This is a genomic window from Dyadobacter subterraneus, from assembly GCF_015221875.1.
In the GTDB taxonomy this organism is placed as follows: Bacteria; Bacteroidota; Bacteroidia; order Cytophagales; family Spirosomataceae; genus Dyadobacter; species Dyadobacter subterraneus.
The window spans coordinates 1-20,009 of record NZ_JACYGY010000004.1 but is presented as its reverse complement, the minus strand read 5'-3'; the positions used below and the strand labels follow the sequence as shown (position 1 = coordinate 20,009).

The 20,009-nt window shown below is 39.6% G+C and carries 19 protein-coding genes and 3 pseudogenes; 6 read left to right on the top strand and 16 right to left on the bottom strand.

Going from position 1 to position 20,009, the window contains the following annotated elements:
- Positions 1-112: 112 nt before the first annotated feature.
- The 16 genes and pseudogenes from IEE83_RS33500 to IEE83_RS33145 all read right to left on the bottom strand — a co-directional run.
- A complete protein-coding gene (locus IEE83_RS33500) occupies positions 113-301 on the bottom strand; it encodes an IS66 family transposase (protein ID WP_194124935.1) in 189 nt (62 codons plus the stop codon).
- Complete coding sequence (gene tnpC, locus IEE83_RS33160) at positions 229-1,476, bottom strand: IS66 family transposase (RefSeq protein WP_262893290.1); 1,248 nt, start codon at positions 1,474-1,476, stop codon at positions 229-231. Before tnpC ends, IEE83_RS33500 begins: the two co-directional genes overlap by 73 nt.
- An 80-nt stretch (positions 1,477-1,556) precedes the next feature.
- A pseudogene (gene tnpB / locus IEE83_RS32540) lies at positions 1,557-1,898 on the bottom strand (IS66 family insertion sequence element accessory protein TnpB).
- Position 1,899: 1 nt separating this feature from the next.
- Positions 1,900-2,187 (bottom strand): IS66 family insertion sequence element accessory protein TnpA, encoded by a 288-nt coding sequence (tnpA, locus tag IEE83_RS32535; RefSeq protein WP_194124934.1) that lies wholly within the window; start codon positions 2,185-2,187, stop codon positions 1,900-1,902.
- 702 nt (positions 2,188-2,889) lie between these two features.
- The gene (locus IEE83_RS32530; RefSeq protein WP_194124933.1) at positions 2,890-3,666 is read right to left on the bottom strand and encodes a zinc-binding metallopeptidase family protein; all 777 of its coding nucleotides are present in this window, start codon (positions 3,664-3,666) and stop codon (positions 2,890-2,892) included.
- Positions 3,667-4,227, bottom strand: coding sequence for a TetR/AcrR family transcriptional regulator (locus IEE83_RS32525; RefSeq protein WP_194124932.1), 561 nt, complete (start codon positions 4,225-4,227; stop codon positions 3,667-3,669).
- Between the two features lie 86 nt (positions 4,228-4,313).
- Complete coding sequence (locus IEE83_RS32520) at positions 4,314-5,732, bottom strand: TolC family protein (protein WP_194124931.1); 1,419 nt, start codon at positions 5,730-5,732, stop codon at positions 4,314-4,316.
- On the bottom strand, positions 5,729-8,908 hold the full coding sequence (locus tag IEE83_RS32515) for an efflux RND transporter permease subunit (protein ID WP_194124930.1): 3,180 nt from the start codon (positions 8,906-8,908) through the stop codon (positions 5,729-5,731). The genes IEE83_RS32520 and IEE83_RS32515 overlap by 4 nt, the downstream gene beginning before the upstream one ends.
- 19 nt (positions 8,909-8,927) lie before the next feature.
- Positions 8,928-10,064 carry an efflux RND transporter periplasmic adaptor subunit gene (locus tag IEE83_RS32510; RefSeq protein ID WP_194124929.1) on the bottom strand — a complete coding sequence of 379 codons (1,137 nt, stop codon included), beginning with the start codon at positions 10,062-10,064 and terminating at the stop codon, positions 8,928-8,930.
- Between the two features lie 116 nt (positions 10,065-10,180).
- Positions 10,181-10,777: a TetR/AcrR family transcriptional regulator gene (locus IEE83_RS32505; RefSeq protein WP_194124928.1), complete on the bottom strand. Its 597-nt coding sequence runs from the start codon at positions 10,775-10,777 to the stop codon at positions 10,181-10,183.
- A gap of 156 nt (positions 10,778-10,933) precedes the next feature.
- Complete coding sequence (locus IEE83_RS32500) at positions 10,934-11,797, bottom strand: SDR family oxidoreductase (RefSeq protein ID WP_194124927.1); 864 nt, start codon at positions 11,795-11,797, stop codon at positions 10,934-10,936.
- Positions 11,798-12,098: 301 nt separating this feature from the next.
- Positions 12,099-12,695, bottom strand: a complete 597-nt coding sequence (locus IEE83_RS32495) for a Crp/Fnr family transcriptional regulator (protein ID WP_194124926.1) — start codon at positions 12,693-12,695, stop codon at positions 12,099-12,101.
- 329 nt (positions 12,696-13,024) lie between these two features.
- A pseudogene (locus tag IEE83_RS32490) lies at positions 13,025-13,527 on the bottom strand (integrase core domain-containing protein); the annotation flags it as partial.
- Between the two features lie 64 nt (positions 13,528-13,591).
- Positions 13,592-14,218: a transposase gene (locus IEE83_RS33155; protein WP_369009363.1), complete on the bottom strand. Its 627-nt coding sequence runs from the start codon at positions 14,216-14,218 to the stop codon at positions 13,592-13,594.
- A gap of 97 nt (positions 14,219-14,315) precedes the next feature.
- Positions 14,316-14,681: an IS110 family transposase gene (locus IEE83_RS33150; protein ID WP_262893288.1), complete on the bottom strand. Its 366-nt coding sequence runs from the start codon at positions 14,679-14,681 to the stop codon at positions 14,316-14,318.
- Positions 14,682-14,939: 258 nt separating this feature from the next.
- Positions 14,940-15,672: pseudogene (locus tag IEE83_RS33145) on the bottom strand (transposase); the annotation flags it as partial.
- A gap of 504 nt (positions 15,673-16,176) precedes the next feature.
- Between IEE83_RS33145 and IEE83_RS32470 the strand changes: the two are divergent.
- The 6 genes from IEE83_RS32470 to IEE83_RS32445 all read left to right on the top strand — a co-directional run bounded on the left by IEE83_RS32470 (position 16,177) and on the right by IEE83_RS32445 (position 19,853).
- Complete coding sequence (locus tag IEE83_RS32470) at positions 16,177-16,722, top strand: hypothetical protein (RefSeq protein ID WP_194124924.1); 546 nt, start codon at positions 16,177-16,179, stop codon at positions 16,720-16,722.
- A gap of 129 nt (positions 16,723-16,851) precedes the next feature.
- Positions 16,852-17,130, top strand: coding sequence for a hypothetical protein (locus tag IEE83_RS32465; protein WP_194124923.1), 279 nt, complete (start codon positions 16,852-16,854; stop codon positions 17,128-17,130).
- A gap of 324 nt (positions 17,131-17,454) precedes the next feature.
- Positions 17,455-18,342 (top strand): IS110 family RNA-guided transposase, encoded by an 888-nt coding sequence (locus IEE83_RS32460; RefSeq protein ID WP_194124922.1) that lies wholly within the window; start codon positions 17,455-17,457, stop codon positions 18,340-18,342.
- Between the two features lie 40 nt (positions 18,343-18,382).
- On the top strand, positions 18,383-18,547 hold the full coding sequence (locus IEE83_RS32455; RefSeq protein ID WP_194124921.1) for a hypothetical protein: 165 nt from the start codon (positions 18,383-18,385) through the stop codon (positions 18,545-18,547).
- 469 nt (positions 18,548-19,016) lie between these two features.
- A complete protein-coding gene (locus tag IEE83_RS32450) occupies positions 19,017-19,460 on the top strand; it encodes a hypothetical protein (protein ID WP_194124920.1) in 444 nt (147 codons plus the stop codon).
- Between the two features lie 72 nt (positions 19,461-19,532).
- Complete coding sequence (locus tag IEE83_RS32445) at positions 19,533-19,853, top strand: ribonuclease E inhibitor RraB (protein WP_194124919.1); 321 nt, start codon at positions 19,533-19,535, stop codon at positions 19,851-19,853.
- The last annotated feature ends 156 nt before the right edge of the window (positions 19,854-20,009 follow it).

The following is a 20,009-nucleotide window of genomic DNA, read 5'->3' as shown; positions in this document are numbered from 1 at the left end:
TTAGTGATTGCAACATCGCAATCACTAAAACAACGTATTATTATGTAAAGTACTTTCGTCTTCCGGTAAGCCTGGAAGCAACTTTTATATGCTTACTTTACATAATCTTTAACTATGCATAACCAATCGCAAGGGGTCTAATTACATTCTCAGCGAGGTTATTATCAATCTCAATTTGTCCGTGCAATGCGTACGCAGTCAGTCCTTCCCAGCGGGGTAAAGTGTAGGCTATAGCCTGACCAAGAGGACTTTTGGGCGGCCGCCGCGCGGGATTATCATCGGAAGCTGCTCTGTCATCCACTCCTTTAATTCCAAAAGAACCGGAGCCGATTTTTCCTGTCTCAATTTTGTTTTTTGTTCCCAATCCAATTTTTCTTCCCGCATTTGCTGCTCGAGAGCATAGAGTACCCGCATGCGTTCAAGCACGTAAGTAGACCTTTCTTTATCATAGTTAAGAGCGTCCACGAATTTGCGGCGGGAATGGGCCATACAGTAGACCAAAAGAATGTCAGGGTGATTACCAAAAAGCTTTTCGTACACGGAATAACCGTCCACTTGCAGTATGCCAGCATAGCCTTCCAGCATTTGTTTAGGGCCGCTTTGGTCGCGGCCTTTCCGGTAATCAAATAGCGTCAGCTTATCACAAGGGGCATTATATATCCACATATAGCCTTGATGGATACCATTTTTATGGTCTCTGTCAAGCACTTTTAGTGGGCTTTCATCGGCTTGTAAATATTTTTGATTGAGAACCAGAAGTTTTAATAACTCCCATAATGGAGCCAGATGCTGCCATCCCCTCATGATCCAGTCGGAAGCGGTAGAAGCAGGAACATTTACTCCTAACCGTCTGTATTTACGGATCGCCGCCCGATCAATCTGGCGATGGAGCGGAAGGCCGAATACATACTTATCTACAACCATTTGGGCGATGACTGCTTCAGAAGGGATACCTTTTTCGATCACGCGGTCCGGAAGTGATGCTGTTATAATGCCCTCGCCATTAGCACGGGCATATTTGTAACGGACATATCGCTTCACATAGAACTCAGCAGGAATCATATCCAACACTTCAGTGACCTCTTCTCCGATTATGGTGCAGCCGGTAACATCTTCTGTGGGTTCAATAATGATGATTTCACGGCGTAGGTTCTCAGGAAGCATCATTCTCCCCGTGCCTTTTTCACGTTTTTTTGCAGGAGCTTTTTCCTTGGCAAAGTCAGCAGCCTGCTCGGAGAGTTCTTCTTGCTGCGGATAGCCTGTTCCCAATTCAAACAGTATGATCTGATTTACGTCCGTATGTAAGCTGGCTAACTTCTCATTCTTTTTACCGAATATATACCGCTTGTATTTATCAAGCTCAAAGTTCAGGGTCTGGATCTGCTGATCCTTTTCGGATATTAATTCCAGCGACTTTTTATGTGCGGCAAGTGTCCGCTCATAGAGTAATTTATAGTCCGTCGCTGCATCTTCCATTATCCGTAGATAAGGTATAAAAACTAGCTATACAACCTTATGAGGCACTTTTTATGATTTTTTATGCCTGATTTATTGACCTAATTCACCCGTTGGTATCGTTTTCTAAGGCGAACCGAATCCAGCATTACACCTTGCAGAAGAAGTGTTAACTGCTGGCTGGTGATGGATATATCTTCGCCCTTTGGCCATTCGAAAGTGCCTTGTTCCAGCTTTTTGATTTACATCGCAAAACCGTCCCGATCCCATTGTAAGAGCCGGATCTGATTAAGCCGTTTACCCAGAAAAACGAAAACATCACCGCTTGACGGATCAAAGCCCAGTTCATTGCGGACCAGTCCAGCCAAACTGTAAATACCATACCGCATGTCCGTTGGGCTCCGATACAGAAAGTACCGGCAGCTGTGAGATAAAGCGAGCATATTAAAGAATTAGCTTCTTGATAAATGAAGCGTCAAGAATTCCGAACAGCTCTATACGCGCTCCGGATGGAAAAGTAATGGCTGCCAGCGCCTGTTGCTTTTGCTCAATTAAATCTGGTTGTTGAACCGCTATCTGACTGAACCCACGGGGCGGTGCCGCAGTGGAGACATTCTCGCGGCGGAATTTTTTAACCCAGTAATTGAATTTATGGTATCCCATACCATTCCGATTGCAAAAAGCCTGTTTGCTTATGCCTTGCGCCTGCCACTGATCGTACAGTTCACGCATTTTTTCTGTCTCATTTTTCAAGAAACAAGATTACGAACTATGCGGATCTGTTAAAATATGGTTTTATCGGACGCATACAAATAATAACTTAAAATACCGGTTTGGCAAACCAGTTCATTTTTAATGTGACTGAACTGTTCCAGGGATTGCACTTAATAATTTTATTCTGCTCGGATGTGTTCAAAAAAACAAACGGCATTCTGCAGAACGAACGCTCTTTGGAATTTTGAAACGGATTTCAAATGGATCGTATTCGTGTGAAAGGTAAGTTTCAAATTTTCATCCCACAAATTGCGATTGCTGGAATGTTAAGCCGGAACCCGGAATATTTAGCAAGCAGGTATATTCAAAAAATCCTGTTCTAATTGTTGGTGGCAATATAGATCCTTGATGAATGCTATTTTACTACTGACTAATTAAACGCTATTGGCCTAAAGCCAGAATTCATGCTTGTATATAAAGTATGACATGACCGGGATATGTAGTTGATGGAGTTAGTTAATGCACAATTTTTTTGAGAATCCATATAAAAAAATTATCTCTCAGTCCAAAAATCTAGTTATTGAGTAACTTATGCCGTACGTAGAGGAGTTTTAAGAAGTGAAAGTTCCATTATTTAACTCAATTTTACTTTTGGTCCAAGTAGATAGTTGAAACCATAGACCAATGTCGTTAAGCTCTTTTCTGGGGCCATTTGAATAGTTAATAGGTTTTTTCTGTTATCAGGTGCAAAGCTGACATGGTTAGCAGTTCGGATCCTCTTCTGATGCATTCTTTAATGTTAGTTTTTTCCTCCGGAGAATTATATCCTTGGATTTGGAAATGAGAATTTTTTGTCCCAAACAAGTAGTCTATCGTGTTTATGTTAGATCTGAGTTTTGTTGTAGGTATAATGGTATTTGATAAGGTAAAGTCCGTGATGATATCATTCCCCCAAATCCTTGCTATTAGTGAAATTAAACTTTTTTTTATCAGAGTTTTGTTTTGATCTAAAAAAGCCAGTTTACCCTCTTTTAGAAGTGGCTCCATGTGAAGAGTTATCATTGCTTTAATGTTTCCACAATGTGGCATTTGCAACGATTTAGTAGGTGTTTGTTTTTCGTGAGTTTGAAAAATGAATTTTATTGTACCTTGAAACGCATTGTTTTTTAAATTATATGCTGCGCCAATCAGCATTGTTATTTGAAAGTCATGCCCCTGATTATGGTTTGCCTTCTGTCTGAGTGAACCATGATCTTGTGTTGGAAATGTCGATATTGGCTGCGCATCTATGTAGGCGTTTAAAATTATTTCCGGTCCTTCTCCTTTTTTCAAGGTAGCAATTATCGTAGTGTTATTAACAAGTTGAAATGGAATTGAAAGGAAATTTAAGTGGCTTGCTATCAGCTCGGATGTCTCAAACTCATCGAATGCAAGCTCAGGCACGAGATTGAGCTCTCTGTGCGTTTCAGCCAGATCATTCATTAATTCATTATCCATTTATACATTAATTTTAACCGCGTCCCAAGCAATTTGTAGTTGATTAGTAATCAGCATACGGTTTAACTGAATATTTTTATAATGGATCCATCTTACGAAGCTCATTAATCCTCCATTTAGAAATTGAATCATTTCTTTAACGCCGATAGGTTTGATGAGTCCTTGTTCTTGTCCGCATATGAGTAAGTCATTGATAAAAGACATAGACTTATTCCCATGCTTACGAGTTTTTTCAGTTAAAACTGGTGCATTGTGAAACTGGTCCAAATACTGAAAGTATAACGGATTGTCAACGAAATATTGAATCAAGCTTTCATAGTATATGTCAAATTGGTGTTTGATTGGCAGATGTGATAAAGGGTGTTGGATATTCTTTACTTGATCACTCTTTATGAAAACATATATTTGATTGATCAAGTCTTCTTTGGTCACGAAATAATTGTAAATAGTTCCCATGCCAACTCCGGCTTCTTTAGATATAGCTGACATTGGCGCTGCCTGCGGTCCATTTTTTATCAGGAGCTTCATAGCGCATTCAATAATTTGTTTTTTTTTCTCCATGGATGATTATAATGGATTTAATTGGATTCAGTTCTCGATGTTTACCGGCATACCCCAACTATGTCAAAAGGTATGCCGTTTTTTGTCTATTGCCATCCGCCTCCCAGGGACCTGTAAAGGTCAACTGATGCATCTAGCTGTAATTTTTTTATAGACACAAGTTCGATTTCAGTTTGTAATACATTGTTTTGCGCTGTAATTACTTCTAAATAATTAGCCATTCCATTTTGAAATAGTAATCTGGAATTTTGAGTTGCTTCTTGTAAGGTTTTTGTCCGCTGGCTAGCGCTTTTTTCTTGTTCTTTGGTTTTCTCTAAGCTAATCAATGCATCTGTTACCTCAGAAACAGCAACAAGAATAGACTGTCGGAAATGAATTACTGCCTGTTGACGGTTAATGTTGGCAATCTCATACTGAGTTTTAAGTGCCCTCTGCTGAAATATAGGCTGGGTAATACCTCCTGCTACCGTACCAAATAGAGAAGCTGGAATGTTAAACCAATTGCTTACCTTAAATGCATTTATACCACCTTGGGCAGAAATTTTTAATGAAGGATACAGGTTTGCTTTCTTAAATCCTACATCCGCATTTGCTTTTGAGAGTGCTAATTCAGATAGTTTAACATCAGGACGTCTACTTAATAACTCAGAAGGCAATCCGGCATCCAGAGAATCCGGAGCTTTAAGATCTTCTAAATTTCTGCTTCGTTTTACAGGGCCCGGATTTTTGCCGATAAGGATGTTTAGGCCGTTTTCTTGAATAACAATTTGTTTTTCAAATTGGGGAATTAAACCGACTGCTACCATTTTCTGCGCACTTGCCTGTTGAACAGCAAGAGACGTGGTCAGTCCCGACTGAAATTGAAGAACTATAATTTTGAGCGCACTATCAGACAGAAGAACATTCTTTTTTGCGACCTCTAATTGAGCGTCCAATGTGATCAGATTGTAGTAGCCATGGGCAATGTCACTCACAATTTTAGTTTGGATAACCTTTTTTGCTTCTTCGGTTTGAAGATAAGAGGCCAATGCAATGGCCTTCTGACTTTTTATTTTCCCCCAAAGGTCAGCCTCCCAGGAAATCACGGGTGCCGCAGTGTAGTCTTCAATATGGCTGGTTTGCAGAAATTTATTTAAAGTCAATCCGTTAAGACTATTCTCTGATGGCCGATTTAAATTGGCGGATATTTGCAGGGCAATAGCAGGGTAATTACCTAATTTCACTTGTGAAACAACCTGTGCTGCTGTTTCAATATTTTTAACTGCGACTGCCAAATCGTTATTGTTTGCGATCCCTTCCTGCAACAAGTGATTTAAAATCGGATCTTTAAAAAAAATCTTCCAGGGAATTTTCGCTATCGAAACAGTGTCATCCTTCCTGTCCAAATAGTTTTTTGGGATAATATTGCTTGTAATAGGAAGATCCTTTGATATTTTACAGGATTGCATTATTTGCAGTCCAAGGATGAAAATGATGGTAATAAGATATTTATGTTCAGGTTTCATAATTGAGAGGCAGTTAAATTTTCATCTTCTGATACGGCAACATGATTTGCAGCATTTTTGCTAGTAAATTTTTCCTGAATAGATTGGAACACGACGAATAGCACTGGTATGATGATTACACCCAGTACGACGCCTGAGATCATACCACCTGCGGCCGCAAAGCTGATGGAATGGTTTCCCTGTGCTGATGGTCCTGTGGCGATGCTCATGGGGAACATGCCGAATACAAAGGCCAGGGAGGTCATAATGATCGGACGGAGCCTTAGTCTGGATGCTTCCATGGCTGCTTCAACCAGGGATTTACCGGCCTTTCTTCGTTGGAGTGCAAATTCTACGATCAGGATGGCATTCTTGGCCAGCAAGCCTATGAGCATGACCAGTGCGACCTGGACATAGATGTTGTTTTCAATCCCTTTGATGCCAATGACTGCAAACACACCGAATATGCCGGTAGGAATTGAAAGAATAACCGAGAACGGCAGGATGTAACTTTCATACTGTGCCGCCAGAAGGAAGTAAACAAAGACAAGACAAAGCATGAAAACAATAACGGATTGTCCGCCTGATGAAATTTCTTCTCTGGTTTGTCCTGAGAATTCGTAAGTGATACCGGAAGGAAGTTTTTTTGCAGCAAGGTTTTTAATTGCTTCAATGGCATCTCCGGAACTGAATCCAGGCTTAGGAATAACATTAAGCTGTATAGAGTTAAAAAGGTTGTAACGGGAAGCGGTTTCAGAGCCGAATACCCTTTTGAGTGTCACCAGGGTATTTAACGGGACCATATCACCACGCTGGTTTTTGACATAAACACTATTTAAGGAAGCGGGTTCAGCTTTATCGGCAGCGTCAGCCTGTAAGACAACTTTATAGTACTTACCGAAGCGGTTAAAGTCAGATGCCTGGGCAGTACCAAAGTATGCCTGCATGGTTTGCAGGATGTCCTTTACCTTTACACCAAGCTGGTCGGCTTTGTCATCATCAACTTCGAGCTGGTATTGTGGATAATCGGCCTTGAATGTTGTGAAAGCAGCCGCCACGGGTGCCTGTTTATTAAGTTCGCCGATGAATTCATTGGTAATGGCAGAAAATTTACCGAGCGGTCCTCCGGATCTGTCCTGCAGCACGACATCGAGTGCCTCAATGTTGCTGAATCCAGGCACTGTCGGGAAGGTAAAAGCATAAAAACTGCCTCCTTTGACATCGGCCAGTGTAGTCTGGACAACGCCCAGCAGCTGGTTAATATCCTTAACTTTTCCGCGGTCGGCCGCAAGTTTCAGCTGCACAAAAGAAGTGGCCGAAGATGGGCTTGCTGAGGAGGTTAACAGGCTGTAACCTGGAATCGTAACCACGAATTCGGCAGCATCCAGTGCTTTCAATTTCTTCTCTGCTTCAATCATGACCTGTTCTGTTCGTTTGAGCGATGTTCCTGAGGGTGTTGAAATAGCAATGGCAAGAAAGTTCTGGTCTTCTGTGGGTATAAATCCTGTTGGTGTGGTACGTAGCATGTACACGGTGCTGATAATGACTACGGCCAGTCCGCTCAAAGCGATCCACTTTCTTTTGAGAAGAAAGCCCAGCATTCCCATGTATTTGTTTGTCAGCCCTTCAAAACCTGCATTGAAGCCGGCAAAGAATTTGGTTTTGAAGTTTTGTTTTTGCTGTCCGGGATGTGCATGCGGATTTTTCAGAAACAGGGCAGCAAGCGCCGGGCTCAAAGTAAGGGCATTAACTGCGGAGATGACAATGGCAATGGCCATGGTAAAAGCGAACTGTCTGTAAAACAATCCCGTAGATCCTTCCATAAACCCGACTGGGAGAAAGACGGCTGCCATAACCAAGGTAATCGAAATGATTGCACCGGTGATTTCATGCATGGCTTTTATGGTTGCCTCTCTGGGCTGGAGCTTTTCGTGTTCCATCTTGGCGTGCACGGCCTCCACAACAACAATGGCATCATCGACGACAATACCAATGGCCAGCACAAGTGCGAACAGCGTCAAAAGGTTGATTGTAAAACCGAAGACATACATAAAGAAGAAGGTACCCACAATGGCAACCGGGACGGCAATGGCCGGTATAAGCGTAGAGCGGAAATCCTGCAGGAAGAGCAGCACAACAATAAAAACGAGTATAAATGCTTCAATCAAAGTGTGTTCCACCTGTTCGATAGAAGCGTCGAGTGCTCTTTTTGTACTATAAAAGGTGTTATACTTAATACCTTCCGGGAATGATTTGGAAGCTTTTTCGACGAGTTTGTTTACAGCGATCTGGATGTCGTTGGAGTTTGATCCGGCCAGCTGAACGATGGCAATACCAACGCCGATCTTACCATTCAAACGGGTTCTGGTGGCATAGGTATAGGATCCGAGTTCCACACGGGCAACATCTTTCAATCTGAGCACGGACCCGTCGTTATTGGCCCTAATGGCAATATTTTCGTAATCTTCTGCTTTGTTTAATTTTCCTTTGTACTTGATTACATATTCGAATGCTTCCTTGCTTCTGTCACCAAACCTTCCCGGGGCTGCTTCGAGGCTTTTATCCTGGATGGCTGCCGATATATCCGCAGGTGTGACATGGTAGGTCTGCATCTGTGCCGGGTTCAGCCAAACGCGCATGGAATAATCTTTGGCTCCCCCAAACAGGAATGCCTGGCCGACACCGGGAATCCTTTTGATATCAGGGATGATGTTGATGGAAGTATAGTTGTTTACAAAAGTCTCATCATATTTTTTTTCGTCCTCGGTATAAACGCCTACGACCATAATCAAGCTATTCTGTTGTTTGGCGGTGATAATACCCTGTTGGACGACTTCGGGTGGCAGCTGGCTGGTAGCCTGGCTTACCCTGTTCTGTACATTGACGGCCGCCTGATCTGGATCGGTGCCGAGCTTGAAGAAAACAGTGATGGCAAGGGTTCCATCATTACTGGCAGTGGAGCTCATGTAAGTAATATTCTCGACACCATTGATGGCTTCTTCGAGCGATGGTGCAACCGAGCGCAGAATTGTTTCAGCATTGGCCCCCGGGTAAACGGCTGTTACCATTACCTGAGGTGGCGCTATGTCGGGGAATTGTTGCAAGGGTAGTTTGAACAGCCCAAGAATTCCAAGAATAACCAGTAAAATAGATACAACCGTAGCCAGTACCGGTTTGTTTATGAATGTTTTGAACATGATAGTGAGAAATAAGAAATTAATTTTTTAGTGATACTGCTTTATCAGGAGTAGTTTTTGGATTAATTGTAGTCCCTTCTGCAAGAGAAACAATACCGTCAGTGACGACCCTGTCTCCGGCTTTAAGTCCTTCCTTTACCAGATATTTGTCACCACTTCTTCCAAAGATTGTAATGGGCTGTTTTTTTACTTTGTTACTATCCGCAAGAACAAATACAAACATTTTGTCCTGTGTTTCCATTGTGGCTGATTGCGGCACCAGTAGCACGTCGCTATTATACAGACCAAGCTGAATTTTACCGGTGTTCCCTGCACGAAGCAGACCCTGCGGGTTAGAAAAATTGGCTCTAAGCGTAATGGCACCGGTATTTTTATCAAATTGACCGTCAATAGCATCTACCCTTCCTTTTTCAGAATAAATTTTATTATTTGCAAGAGACAGTGTTACTGGTGGTAAATTATTGAGCTTTTCAACTAAGGTCTGACCTGAGTACTGATCTTTAAAAGTCACAAACTCCTTTTCTGTTAATGAAAAATAGACATGCACGTTGTGTACATCGGACAATTGAGTAATTGGCTCAGTGTCAGTTGGAGAGACTAAACTTCCCCTTTTTCTTTGAAGACGACCAGCAAATCCACTTACAGGTGCTTTAATAATTGTATATCCCAGATTTATTTTCGCAGCAGATATATTAGCTTTCGCCTGTTCAACATTAGCTTCAGCTATTTGAGAACTTGTTTTTGCGGCCTTTAATTGAAATTCTGATACAACTTTATTCTGAAATAAAGGAGTTAACTTTTCTACTTCTAAATCAGCATTTATCATGGTACCTTGGGCTGCATGCAAGCTGGCTTCCGCATTGTTTAGGGCGGCACGGAAACTAGCTTCGTTGATTTTAAATAATGGACTTCCAGCCTTTACAAATTGGCCTTCGTCAATGTATACCTGATCGAGAATACCTGAAATCTGAGGTCGAATTTCCAAACTTTCAATTCCTTCTATTGATGCCGGATATTCTTGATATGTTGTAACTGACTCGGGGGTGATGTTTAATACTGGCAACGTAGGAGTTGGGGCCGACACCTCAGTTTTTTCTTGTTTGGAATTACACGAGAATATTAGAAGTGAAGCCATTAAGGCCATTATCGTTTTCATTTGATTTATAAAGTTTTGCTCACAGGAATTAAGCCTGGAGTACGGATTAATTAAATAATTTTTAGAAATTACTAGGGTGTAAGTTTTCCTAATGGTGTAAACCAAAAGGCAAAAAATTAAGCTGAAATTGATCGGTTAATTGAGCTAATTGCATCAATTAAAATATTTTCACTAACATCATTTGAATTGCCTTGATTAACAAAATTTAAAGCAATAAGTCCGTGTACAATAGACCAATACGTAAAGTATTTTGCTGAAATTTCGTTTTCATCAGGTAAGTTTTTATAAATCTGCCTAATGACAGATTTGAAGAGTTGACATGGAATTTCTGATTCCGCGATTTTGCACTCTGAATGTGCGCAATTCATTTCGACACCAAACATCAGTTGATAATATTCTTTTTCAGAAAAAGCAAATTTCCAGTACGTCAGCCACATACCTAAAATTTTGGTTCTGGGATCGCCGTGCTGAAGCATTGAGCTTTTTAAAGAGTTCGAAAGAGAAACAAATCCTTTTTTGGTAAGCTCTAACAAGATCGCTTGTTTACTTGAAAAATAGTCATAAATCACTGGCACTGTATATTCAATGGAATCAGCAATTTTACGCATGCTAAGCGCATGCCAGCCTTCCTGTTTTACAATTTTCACTGCTGCTTCGAGAATATTTGTTCGCGTCTCTTCTTTAAGCCTTTGCTTTCTCTCTATAATTCCCATTTTAATATTTGCTTTTTTCTAGCTGGCAAGGTGAAGAAATGATCCAATCCATGTGACGCTATGCTATAAACGTTATTGTAAACGCTTTCCGTAAGGTGTAGTAAGCTTTTTTGAATAAGATCCATATTATGGATCTTATTCAAAAAAATATTACAATTAAAATTCACCCCAGCCCATATTATCCATTAGGCCTTTTCTATATTCCTTTCTGTTTTCTACAAATGCCTGCTCTACACCTTCTCCCAATCGATTTACAACGGTGTGGAATGGTCTTGTGCCACTTGGTAGATTAATCAATTTCAAAAGTGCATCGGCAATTTCTTGAGAGTCAGCCTGATACTCGGTCATCTTACCATACATTGCAGTTCCGAATCCTTCAAGAGCACTTTGTGCTGTCGGACCATAAGAATCTAAAATGTCCTGTCTGTCAGGCCCGAAACCAGCGGCTTTGTCTCCGATTTCAGTTGGAAATGGTCCAGGTTGAACAGTAACTGTCTCAATTCCATATCCTTTGATTTCATAACGAATTCCTTCGGTTAGTGCCTCAAGACCAAATTTGGTCATTTCATATGGAACGATAAATGGAGGAGCGAATAAACCAAGACCACTTGAAATATTAATAATCAATCCAGATTTTTCTTCACGCATTGACGGAAGAACCGCTTGATACGTACGAATAGCCCCAAAAAGGTTTACTTCGAATATTTTTTTGATTTGGTTTATCGAAGTAGCCTCCAGCAATCCAAAACCTGTAACTCCTGCGTTATTAATAAGAATATCTATCTTATTATACTTTTTAAGGACGATTTGAACTGCTGCGTTAACAGATTCTTCTGATGTAACATCCATCTCGACTACATCGACATTTGGCAAAGCAGAAAGTTCTTTTGCCGATTCAGAATTTTTGCCGTTCACTTCGCGCATTGCGGCGATTACAGTGTGGCCTTCTTTTGCAAGGGTAATTGTGGATAATTTACCAAATCCCGAGCTTGTTCCAGTTATTAAGATTATTTTTGACATTGTCTTTAATTTTATTTAGCATCTGTCTTTCAGATTGCGATACAAAATTATCACCCTTACAGCGCGTGGGAAACGTCATATGACACAAAAAATATGTGACAAATGTCACATTCTATGAATCTATCAATTGTACTTTTTCAATTTAAATAAATTCCATTGAAGTGTTGAACTAACCAAGAAAATACGGATATACAAAAAAATACCGTGTGGCGATAGCAACGCGGTATAATTAACGATAGGCTATATTTAAAGGTGCGTATTAAAATTGTAAGAAGGAAGTTTAAAAATTGTTTTAATTTTTTTATTTGTGATTGAATTCTGGTTTTAAGGCAAAATGATGTCTAATTCGGCTCAAAGTTTCTCTCGAAATTCCTAAATACGATGCGATCATATGCAATGGGACCCGGTTATAAATCTCGGGAAACGACGTAATGAAATCAGAATATTTTTGTTCGGCTGTATAACTGATTGTTACATGTATTCTATTTTCCTTCGCATTGAAACTTCTGTTTAACAGACTTTCTTGAAATTCACCAATTTTTGGAATTTTTATCAACAATTCATCCCAGTCTTCTTTTGCCCACATTAAAACTTCTGATTCTTCCAATGCATCAATAAAGCTTTTTGAAGGAGAGATAGATGTATAACTTTCCATATCACTCATCCACCATGTCTCAATTCCAAATCTCATAATATGCTCTTCTCCGTTATCGCCTATTCGATATTGACGCAAACAGCCTTTGGTAATAAAGGCTTTGTAACGGTTAACTTCTCCTTCCTGTAAAAGGTATTGTCGCCGGCGTAATTTTTTGATTACACTGTAAGATCTTATTAATGCAAGTTCTTCTTCAGTTAAATTTACCTTTTCAAGTATATATTTTTTAAAAACTTCAAACATGATAAACAGATTTCACGGTGACTATTTAAATTTTGCTTACCAAATTCAATTTATGATATCAAAAGCAAAATATGCTTAATTAAAATTAGCGAAGCATTATCAATAAACAATATTTTCTTTAAAACGTTTATGACATTTTCATTGAATTTTATAATTTTTTATTTAAAAGCGATGATATATGCAAATTTAGAAATGTTATAGGAATATATTAGATTTTCATTACAGGATCAAAATAAACGTAGAGTCCTAAAAATCCTTTTCTCCCTTATGACAGTCGTATAGGAATTACAGTATATAAACTTGATGAGGGCCTCCCACTTCTTGGACAGCTAAAACTGGAAAATCGGGTCGGTATTTTCCTCGTTTTTCACCCGCATCACCATCTCATCGGGAGTTAGATTCCACAATGAACTATGCGGCCTGAAACTGTTATACTCTTGTCGCCAAGTTTCAATTTTTTCCTGTGCGTCTTCAAGTGATAAAAACCAATGCGCATTTAAGCATTCATCCGCGCGGCGTCCGCTCTAAAGCTACCGTTAAAGGACTCAATAAAAGGGTTATCTGTCGGTTTCCCAGGTCTTGAAAACTCGAGCGTTACGCTGTTAACATAACACCATTTGTCCAACGCTTTGGAAATAAATTCAGCGCCATTGTCAACCTGAATCCGGTTAGGTACGGTTAAATTTACAATTTTTATCTGATTCATCACAGCGACAACATCCTCTCCTTTCAGCGATTGGCCGACATGAATAGCCAGACACTGCCGACTAAAGTTATCGACCGCTGGTACTGTCGTGAAAAACAAGTTTTGAAATAGAATTTTTTTAATAAATTTGGACTATGAAGGAGTGGCGGTTTTTAAATCGCTACATCCTGTGTAGTCCTGCTAGTTGGGACTATTTTTTGTCCTGATATTCAAGTTCTTTGACATGTTGGGAATGGTATAAGGGATTGTAATTGACATCTTTTTTCCATAGGGCGTAACAAAGTGTTAGTAGTTTTTTCTGGACTGCAACATATCCTTTCATTTTTATGCGGGTTTTGACAAATATCCTTTCAAATAATGCCTGAGAGGCTGGTTCTCCGAATCTAACTGCATTAAAAGCTGGCAAAAACAGTATTCGTCTAATTCGACTGTTACCTTTTTTGGAGATCCTGGTTTTTCCGGATCTCAAACCAGATTGATTTTCGACTACATCATAGCCCGCAAAGCTGACAAGTTGTCTGAGATTCTCAAAGCCTTCAAAACCATTGGTTTCTGCAACAAGCGTTGCCACAGATAACAGACCAAGGCCTTTTATTTTACAGAGTTGATCAATCTTGTTTTTAAGAACTGAGTCCTTAGAAAGCAGGTTCTGCATTTCCTGGGCAATCTGCTCGACCTGCTGGTCATAAAGTTTGATCAGTTTATCTAGCTGTTTAATGATAAATTTATCGCTGATCTGCGCATGCAATATAGCGTGTTTTTGATTTTCTGACTGATTTTTAAGCTCTTGCAAACGTTGGTGTTGTCTGGTTAACATCCGCAGGAAATAGATATTTTTTGAAAGCGGTTTCCATAAAGGTGGAGTTTGCTCCAATCCCATTTGGGCCAACCCCCGGGCATCAATTTTATCATTTTTAGACTGCGCCGGCAGCCCGGTTATGGCCCAAGCTTTTAAGGTAATTTTTAGACTTGTTAGGCAGCACTACGCTTACTGACAGATCACTCTGGAATAAATACCAGGCAATTTGTTCATGATAAACACCGGTTGATTCCATCAAATACCGAACTGGCAATTGTTTCTCTTTACAATGTTTGGCAACCCAGGTGAGCAATCCATCAAACGAGGATACTTTATTGGCTATTTTGCTTGTCCCTTTTACAGTTGTCTTACCATTAGCATCAATGGTTGATAAACAAATTTGTAAAGAGTCTTTGCTCACATCGATACCGGCACAATAGCGAAGTAATGCTGCTGAATTTTCTGTCTGTTTGCCCATCATCAAGAAAATTTAAAGATGAATAATATGCTTAACAGTTTTTCTCTAATTTGGCACATTCATACAGGATTGTAACAAAATACATCCTTAGGTACTGTTCAAGTTACTGAGAAAAACAGGATGGACAGATAAACCAGCGGTACAACATCGTCTATAAAAAACGTGTCAGCGGCGAAACACGGGCTGCTGTCCAACCCTGTTAAACAACTATCTCAAAATTGCACTTTTCCCAACAATTTCAAAGAACTTCAAAGATATGTTCAGCGATTGGCCGACATGAATAGCCAGACACTGCCGACTAAAGTTATCGACCGCGCGGCGGACCGCTACAGTTAATGCCCGAATTTTTCGCCCGTCAAAGAGCTGATCTACCACAAAATCCATGCTCCAGCTTTGATGAATATTAGAAAGCTGCGGCCCGTCAAGTCGCTGTGAAGCGGCTCTGCTTCGTCTTGGGCGCTTACTGCGCAGGTTTAATCGCGCGGCGACCGTCCTTCTTCCTTGTAAACTCTGTATACCCTTTTATGATTGTCTCTCCAGCCTTCCCGTCTTAGTAAAACATGAATTCTTTGATAACCGTAGCGGATTCGGACCTGTGCAATTTCCTTAATTCGATGGCGAATAGCTGTGTCGTCGCGCCGGTGCGGCTTATAATACCAACAGGATCTTTGTAAGCAAACGACCGAACATGCTCGAATAACGGCAACCTGATAATTCTTCATTAAGCTGGCGGCCAGCGTCCGTTTCTGGGCCGGCCTTAGAGCTTTTTTTTGAGAATGTCCTGTAACATTTGTTTATCCAGGCTCAAATCTGCTACGAGCTGTTTCAATTTCTGGTTTTCCTCCTCAAATTGACGGAGTTTTCGAAGCTCCGGAACACCAAGACCAGCATACTTCTTTTTCCAGTTGTAATAGGTGGCTTCACTCACACCCATTTTTCGGCAAACTTCTGCCACCGGGACGCCAGTGTCCGCCTGGCGCAGTGCGAAAATGATCTGCGCTTCGCTAAATTATGTCTTTTTCATAAGCGATTTTTCTGATGGTTAAATAATCAAAATCGCCCGATTTTCTCTAGTTTTTAATTGTCCAGTTTTCTGGGGGGAGGTCAATGAGTCGTATGTGTTGCAGAACAATAACCAGCTGGGAGCCAGAGGAAATATCGATTGTCACCAACCCAGCAGATAAACGTTGTCGGATTATATCATGGACAGACGAAAATGGCGATAAGGTTGACGCGCTTACTCTCAAAATTCTTAGTAATTAGGCCCTATTTTGTGCAGTGCTATTAATGCGTAATAACCAGCTTATAAATTGCAGTTTAGTTACAGCCTCCTGATTTTACTGTATATTATGAAAATTTTTCTGAAACATTTGTTGCATTTAGAATGGTATGGGCGACATGAAACGTGATATGTACATAATGTTATATCAACGCTACCTGTCTCAAAAAACGAAGCAATAGAAATAACATATTTCAAGAGGCATAAAACAAATTATCCATGTTATCTAAAATTTTAATTTTGCCTTTTATGCTAATTCTTTTCTCTTGTTTTAAAACAAAAGCGAAAGAAGAAATCACTTTCAAAAGTTGTAGTGGTTCGGTTATGCTTGATTTAAGTGATAAAAATAAAGATGGTTATGCTATTTATGACGGACCAGAAGGACATTTGTTTCTTGAAATAACTAATAGCACCGAACAGGATACAATGTGGGAGCCAAAAATTTCTAGGGGTGACAATTCTCCCCAGGTTGACTCAAGGTTTGAATTGGTCGTCAATCAAGATACTATTTTAATGTGTGGTACTAGTTTCCTTAAAATAAAACATCAGCACGCGAGGATGTACGAAATATTGCTGTTGTTTAATGAAATTAAAGAAGGAGATAAGCCGGATTACGTTAGTGACTCTTCCTTTTACATGAAAAAAATAGGAAATTATTTAAAAAATGGACAACTCATATTCACGGATTTAAGAAATAAAAAAACAATACAAATTCCTAAATCTCCTGATTTTAAAATTCAGTTTCATCTTATTCCTTTTGATTAAGTAGAGAATTTTCTCAAAAAACGATCAGCCAGTATCAGAATACGAAGTTATGTGCTTTCAAAATTAGCTTTACAAACTGATAAGATACTTTGAAAATAATGAACTTATTTTAACATTGAATTTTAGTCTATGAAATTATCTGAATTGATTGAGAATATACAAAGTGTCGACGAAGAAGCAATAATCTTTCTCGAAGACATTAATAACTTTGATTCGGATATCATTTTATCTGATCCAGAGGTTGGCGATGGCGGTAAAAAAGAACTTTCCGGACGTCTTTACTACTATTTAATAGAAATCTTTTTGGCCAAGGAATTTATCGACGATTGGACAGCAAGTTTGACGTTTAAGCCCACACCTAAGGAAATAGCAATACGTCTTTTTAATTATGCAACTAATGATGCTTAAATAGCCATGTGTATTGTGATGAAAAAAGCATGCAGTGTTTGTCTTTGGTATTGATAGCAATTTGTCTCACATATCTTTGAAACTAAAGAGAAATTGAAATAAAAGTGCAATTTTGGTTTATGCCATTGGTGAGCAGAAGAAGCTCTTAGTTGTCTCAAATGCATTCCTTAGGAATGACATAGATTTTTTGGTTTCGCCCTGCTCACCCACTTTCTGTCAGCTTGAACAGTACCGAATGACGTGGTGCACTACGATCATGAATCATGTGAGAAAATCCGGAAAGGTAATGGCTTGTTGAAGTGTTCACCTAACTAATCTCAACCTATGGAAACTGCTTTTATTACTGTCAAATATGGTGTTGGTCTTGATGTTGGCAAGCAAACGTTTTACGCTTGTGTTAGTGCCATTGATCAAACTCAACGGGTCAAGATTAAAGCTGTTCATTCTTTTGCAAACTCGCCCAAAGGTATTGCCGAATTTATCCGCTGGGCTGGCCACCATTGCAAGGGTGAGAACCTGTCAGTTCACTATTTAATGGAGGCTACTGGTATTTATTATGAACAATTGGCTTTGGCACTGCATAGTCGACAGGAGCATGTAAGCGTCATCTTACCTCAGAAAGCAAACTACTATATTAAGGCATTAGGTATTAAAACTAAAACGGATGGAGTCGATGCACAAGGGTTAGCGACAATGGCATGCCAGCAGCGACTGGATTTTTGGAAACCAATTAGCGAAGCCATGTATAAGCTTCGTCAATTGACCAGGCAGCACACTCAGTTACAGGAGCTGAAAATGCAATTGCACAATCAGTTGCTAGCTTTGGAAGCTGGAATGTACCATTCTGGTGAAGTAAGAAAACAAATGATGAAAATGATCGAGCAAATTGATCGACAACTAGCGGAATGCGTAAAACTTATAGAAAAAGCTATAGCTGAAAACCCCGATTGGCAGCGAAAAGTGAAGCAGATCTGTCAAATCAAGGGTGTAGGTATCTTAACAATTGCCAATCTGATTACAGAAACCAACCAATTCTCGCTGTTTGAGAACCAAAGGCAGCTAGTCAGCTATTCCGGCTATGACGTGGTAGAAAACCAAAGTGGTAAACGGGTTGGTAAAACACATATCAGCAAGCGAGGTAACGCGAGAATTAGGCGTGCGTTACATATGTCCGCATTGCAGGTAGTACGGATATCAACAAAAACCATTTGAAAGATTATTTGAGCGAGTATTTGAACGGACTCACATTAAAATGAAAGGCTATGTCGCCGTTCAGCGTAAGCTCTTAACCATTATCTATAGTCTTTGGAAAACGGACCAGGCTTACAATCCTGACTATAAAGGTGACGAACAAAAAGCAGTAGCTCCAACAGGAGCTACACTGCATCAACCATTAATGGTTGTGCTTGGGACTTGAAGATACTAATTTTACCTAATCTTAAAAAATTTATACTGACTTCCTTGTTTTCTAAGACAGTACCAAAAAACGAAGGTCGCTGATAGAGAGTCATTGGCTAGATGCTATCTCTTATCTCTGCGTAGATAACTCGCCCAAATGAAAGCGGTAAAGTAATGAATAAACGTAAAATCTTATAATATTTCATGTAATTTCGGATCAGGAATATATATCTGGTCAATAGTAAATATAATCAATTAGATTGATTGAGCAAATTATTAATATCTAGTATATTATCTAGTTAGCAAACTGTTTAGAACCACTATCATTCAGTCTCAAAAAACGAATTCTTTTTCGGTTGTCCGGAATACTACATTTCAGATTAAAGTCCTAAAATAAAATATCGACATCGGCTTGAAATGGCAGCCTGTCACTTCAAGCCGATGTCTCAAAAAACGAAGCGCTACTTCAATTTTTTTAAGTAATTTATATGCATTTAAAACGTTTGCCGGTTTTTCTTATTCGTATATTAGGGGTAGTACTTGGAGTGATTATCTTAATCGTTGCTTGCATTTTTATTTTCTTGTCAATCACTGATGGAGGTTGCGTGAATAAAGTTTATCATTCTGCATCTTCACCAGATAATGTTTACAAAATTATGCTCTTTGATAGGGACTGCGGAGCAACGACGGGTTATTCAACGCATATTTCTATATTGAAAATTAATGAAGCACTGAATGATGGTGGCAATGTTTTCATTGCAGATGATGATCATGGTCGAGCAGTGAGCCATTCCGAATATAAATCCCTTATCAATATAAGTGTACGATGGGTTGACAACAGTACTGTGCAGGTTAAATACGATAAAAACGCCAGGATATTTAAGGAGAAAGATAGAGTAGGAGATATTCGCATAGAATATTCGAAAATGTAGCTATTCTGAAAGCTTGTCTTCATGAGGGGACTACTGAAACATTACAAAGTCTCAAAAAACGATTAGTAGGTTATGGAAAGTAATTTGGAAAATCTGGAAGAGCTGTTTAAGAAAATGAATAATGATAATTTTGATACTACATCCATCTTAAAATGGGGCTTTTATTTTTATGGTCAAAGTCAAGAAACCTTGCAAAAAGTTTGGGTTGAGCTTACAGGCCATGATTACAACTTAGAAGAGCTAGTAGACTCGGAAGGTGAATGGAAGTTGCTGGTTACTAAACTCGATATCCTGACTCCTCTTAAACTACATAAGCGGAATATTGCTTTTAACGAGTTGGCAAAATTCTGCGGAGCAGATCTGTATGATGGATGGGATGTAGAAAGGATATAATGTAATAACCAACACTAGATCTGTATGCATCCGATAAACCCATATTTTAACAGATCCGCATAGTTCGTAATCTTGTTTCATGAAAAATGAGACAGAAAAAATGCGTGAGCTATACGATCAGTGGCAGACGCAAGGCATAAGCAAACAGGCTTTTTG

Excerpts from the sequence above, each read along its gene's own strand:
- tnpC (WP_262893290.1), bottom strand. The coding sequence starts at position 1,476 with ATGGAAGATGCAGCGACGGACTATAAATTACTCTATGAGCGGACACTT.
- tnpA (WP_194124934.1), bottom strand. The coding sequence starts at position 2,187 with ATGCGTGAACTGTACGATCAGTGGCAGGCGCAAGGCATAAGCAAACAG.
- IEE83_RS32530 (WP_194124933.1), bottom strand. The coding sequence starts at position 3,666 with ATGGATAATGAATTAATGAATGATCTGGCTGAAACGCACAGAGAGCTC.
- IEE83_RS32525 (WP_194124932.1), bottom strand. The coding sequence starts at position 4,227 with ATGGAGAAAAAAAAACAAATTATTGAATGCGCTATGAAGCTCCTGATA.
- IEE83_RS32520 (WP_194124931.1), bottom strand. The coding sequence starts at position 5,732 with ATGAAACCTGAACATAAATATCTTATTACCATCATTTTCATCCTTGGA.
- IEE83_RS32515 (WP_194124930.1), bottom strand. The coding sequence starts at position 8,908 with ATGTTCAAAACATTCATAAACAAACCGGTACTGGCTACGGTTGTATCT.
- IEE83_RS32510 (WP_194124929.1), bottom strand. The coding sequence starts at position 10,064 with ATGAAAACGATAATGGCCTTAATGGCTTCACTTCTAATATTCTCGTGT.
- IEE83_RS32505 (WP_194124928.1), bottom strand. The coding sequence starts at position 10,777 with ATGGGAATTATAGAGAGAAAGCAAAGGCTTAAAGAAGAGACGCGAACA.
- IEE83_RS32500 (WP_194124927.1), bottom strand. The coding sequence starts at position 11,797 with ATGTCAAAAATAATCTTAATAACTGGAACAAGCTCGGGATTTGGTAAA.
- IEE83_RS32495 (WP_194124926.1), bottom strand. The coding sequence starts at position 12,695 with ATGTTTGAAGTTTTTAAAAAATATATACTTGAAAAGGTAAATTTAACT.
- IEE83_RS33155 (WP_369009363.1), bottom strand. The coding sequence starts at position 14,218 with ATGTTAACCAGACAACACCAACGTTTGCAAGAGCTTAAAAATCAGTCA.
- IEE83_RS33150 (WP_262893288.1), bottom strand. The coding sequence starts at position 14,681 with ATGATGGGCAAACAGACAGAAAATTCAGCAGCATTACTTCGCTATTGT.
- IEE83_RS32470 (WP_194124924.1), top strand. The coding sequence starts at position 16,177 with ATGTTATCTAAAATTTTAATTTTGCCTTTTATGCTAATTCTTTTCTCT.
- IEE83_RS32465 (WP_194124923.1), top strand. The coding sequence starts at position 16,852 with ATGAAATTATCTGAATTGATTGAGAATATACAAAGTGTCGACGAAGAA.
- IEE83_RS32460 (WP_194124922.1), top strand. The coding sequence starts at position 17,455 with ATGGAAACTGCTTTTATTACTGTCAAATATGGTGTTGGTCTTGATGTT.
- IEE83_RS32455 (WP_194124921.1), top strand. The coding sequence starts at position 18,383 with ATGAAAGGCTATGTCGCCGTTCAGCGTAAGCTCTTAACCATTATCTAT.
- IEE83_RS32450 (WP_194124920.1), top strand. The coding sequence starts at position 19,017 with ATGCATTTAAAACGTTTGCCGGTTTTTCTTATTCGTATATTAGGGGTA.
- IEE83_RS32445 (WP_194124919.1), top strand. The coding sequence starts at position 19,533 with ATGGAAAGTAATTTGGAAAATCTGGAAGAGCTGTTTAAGAAAATGAAT.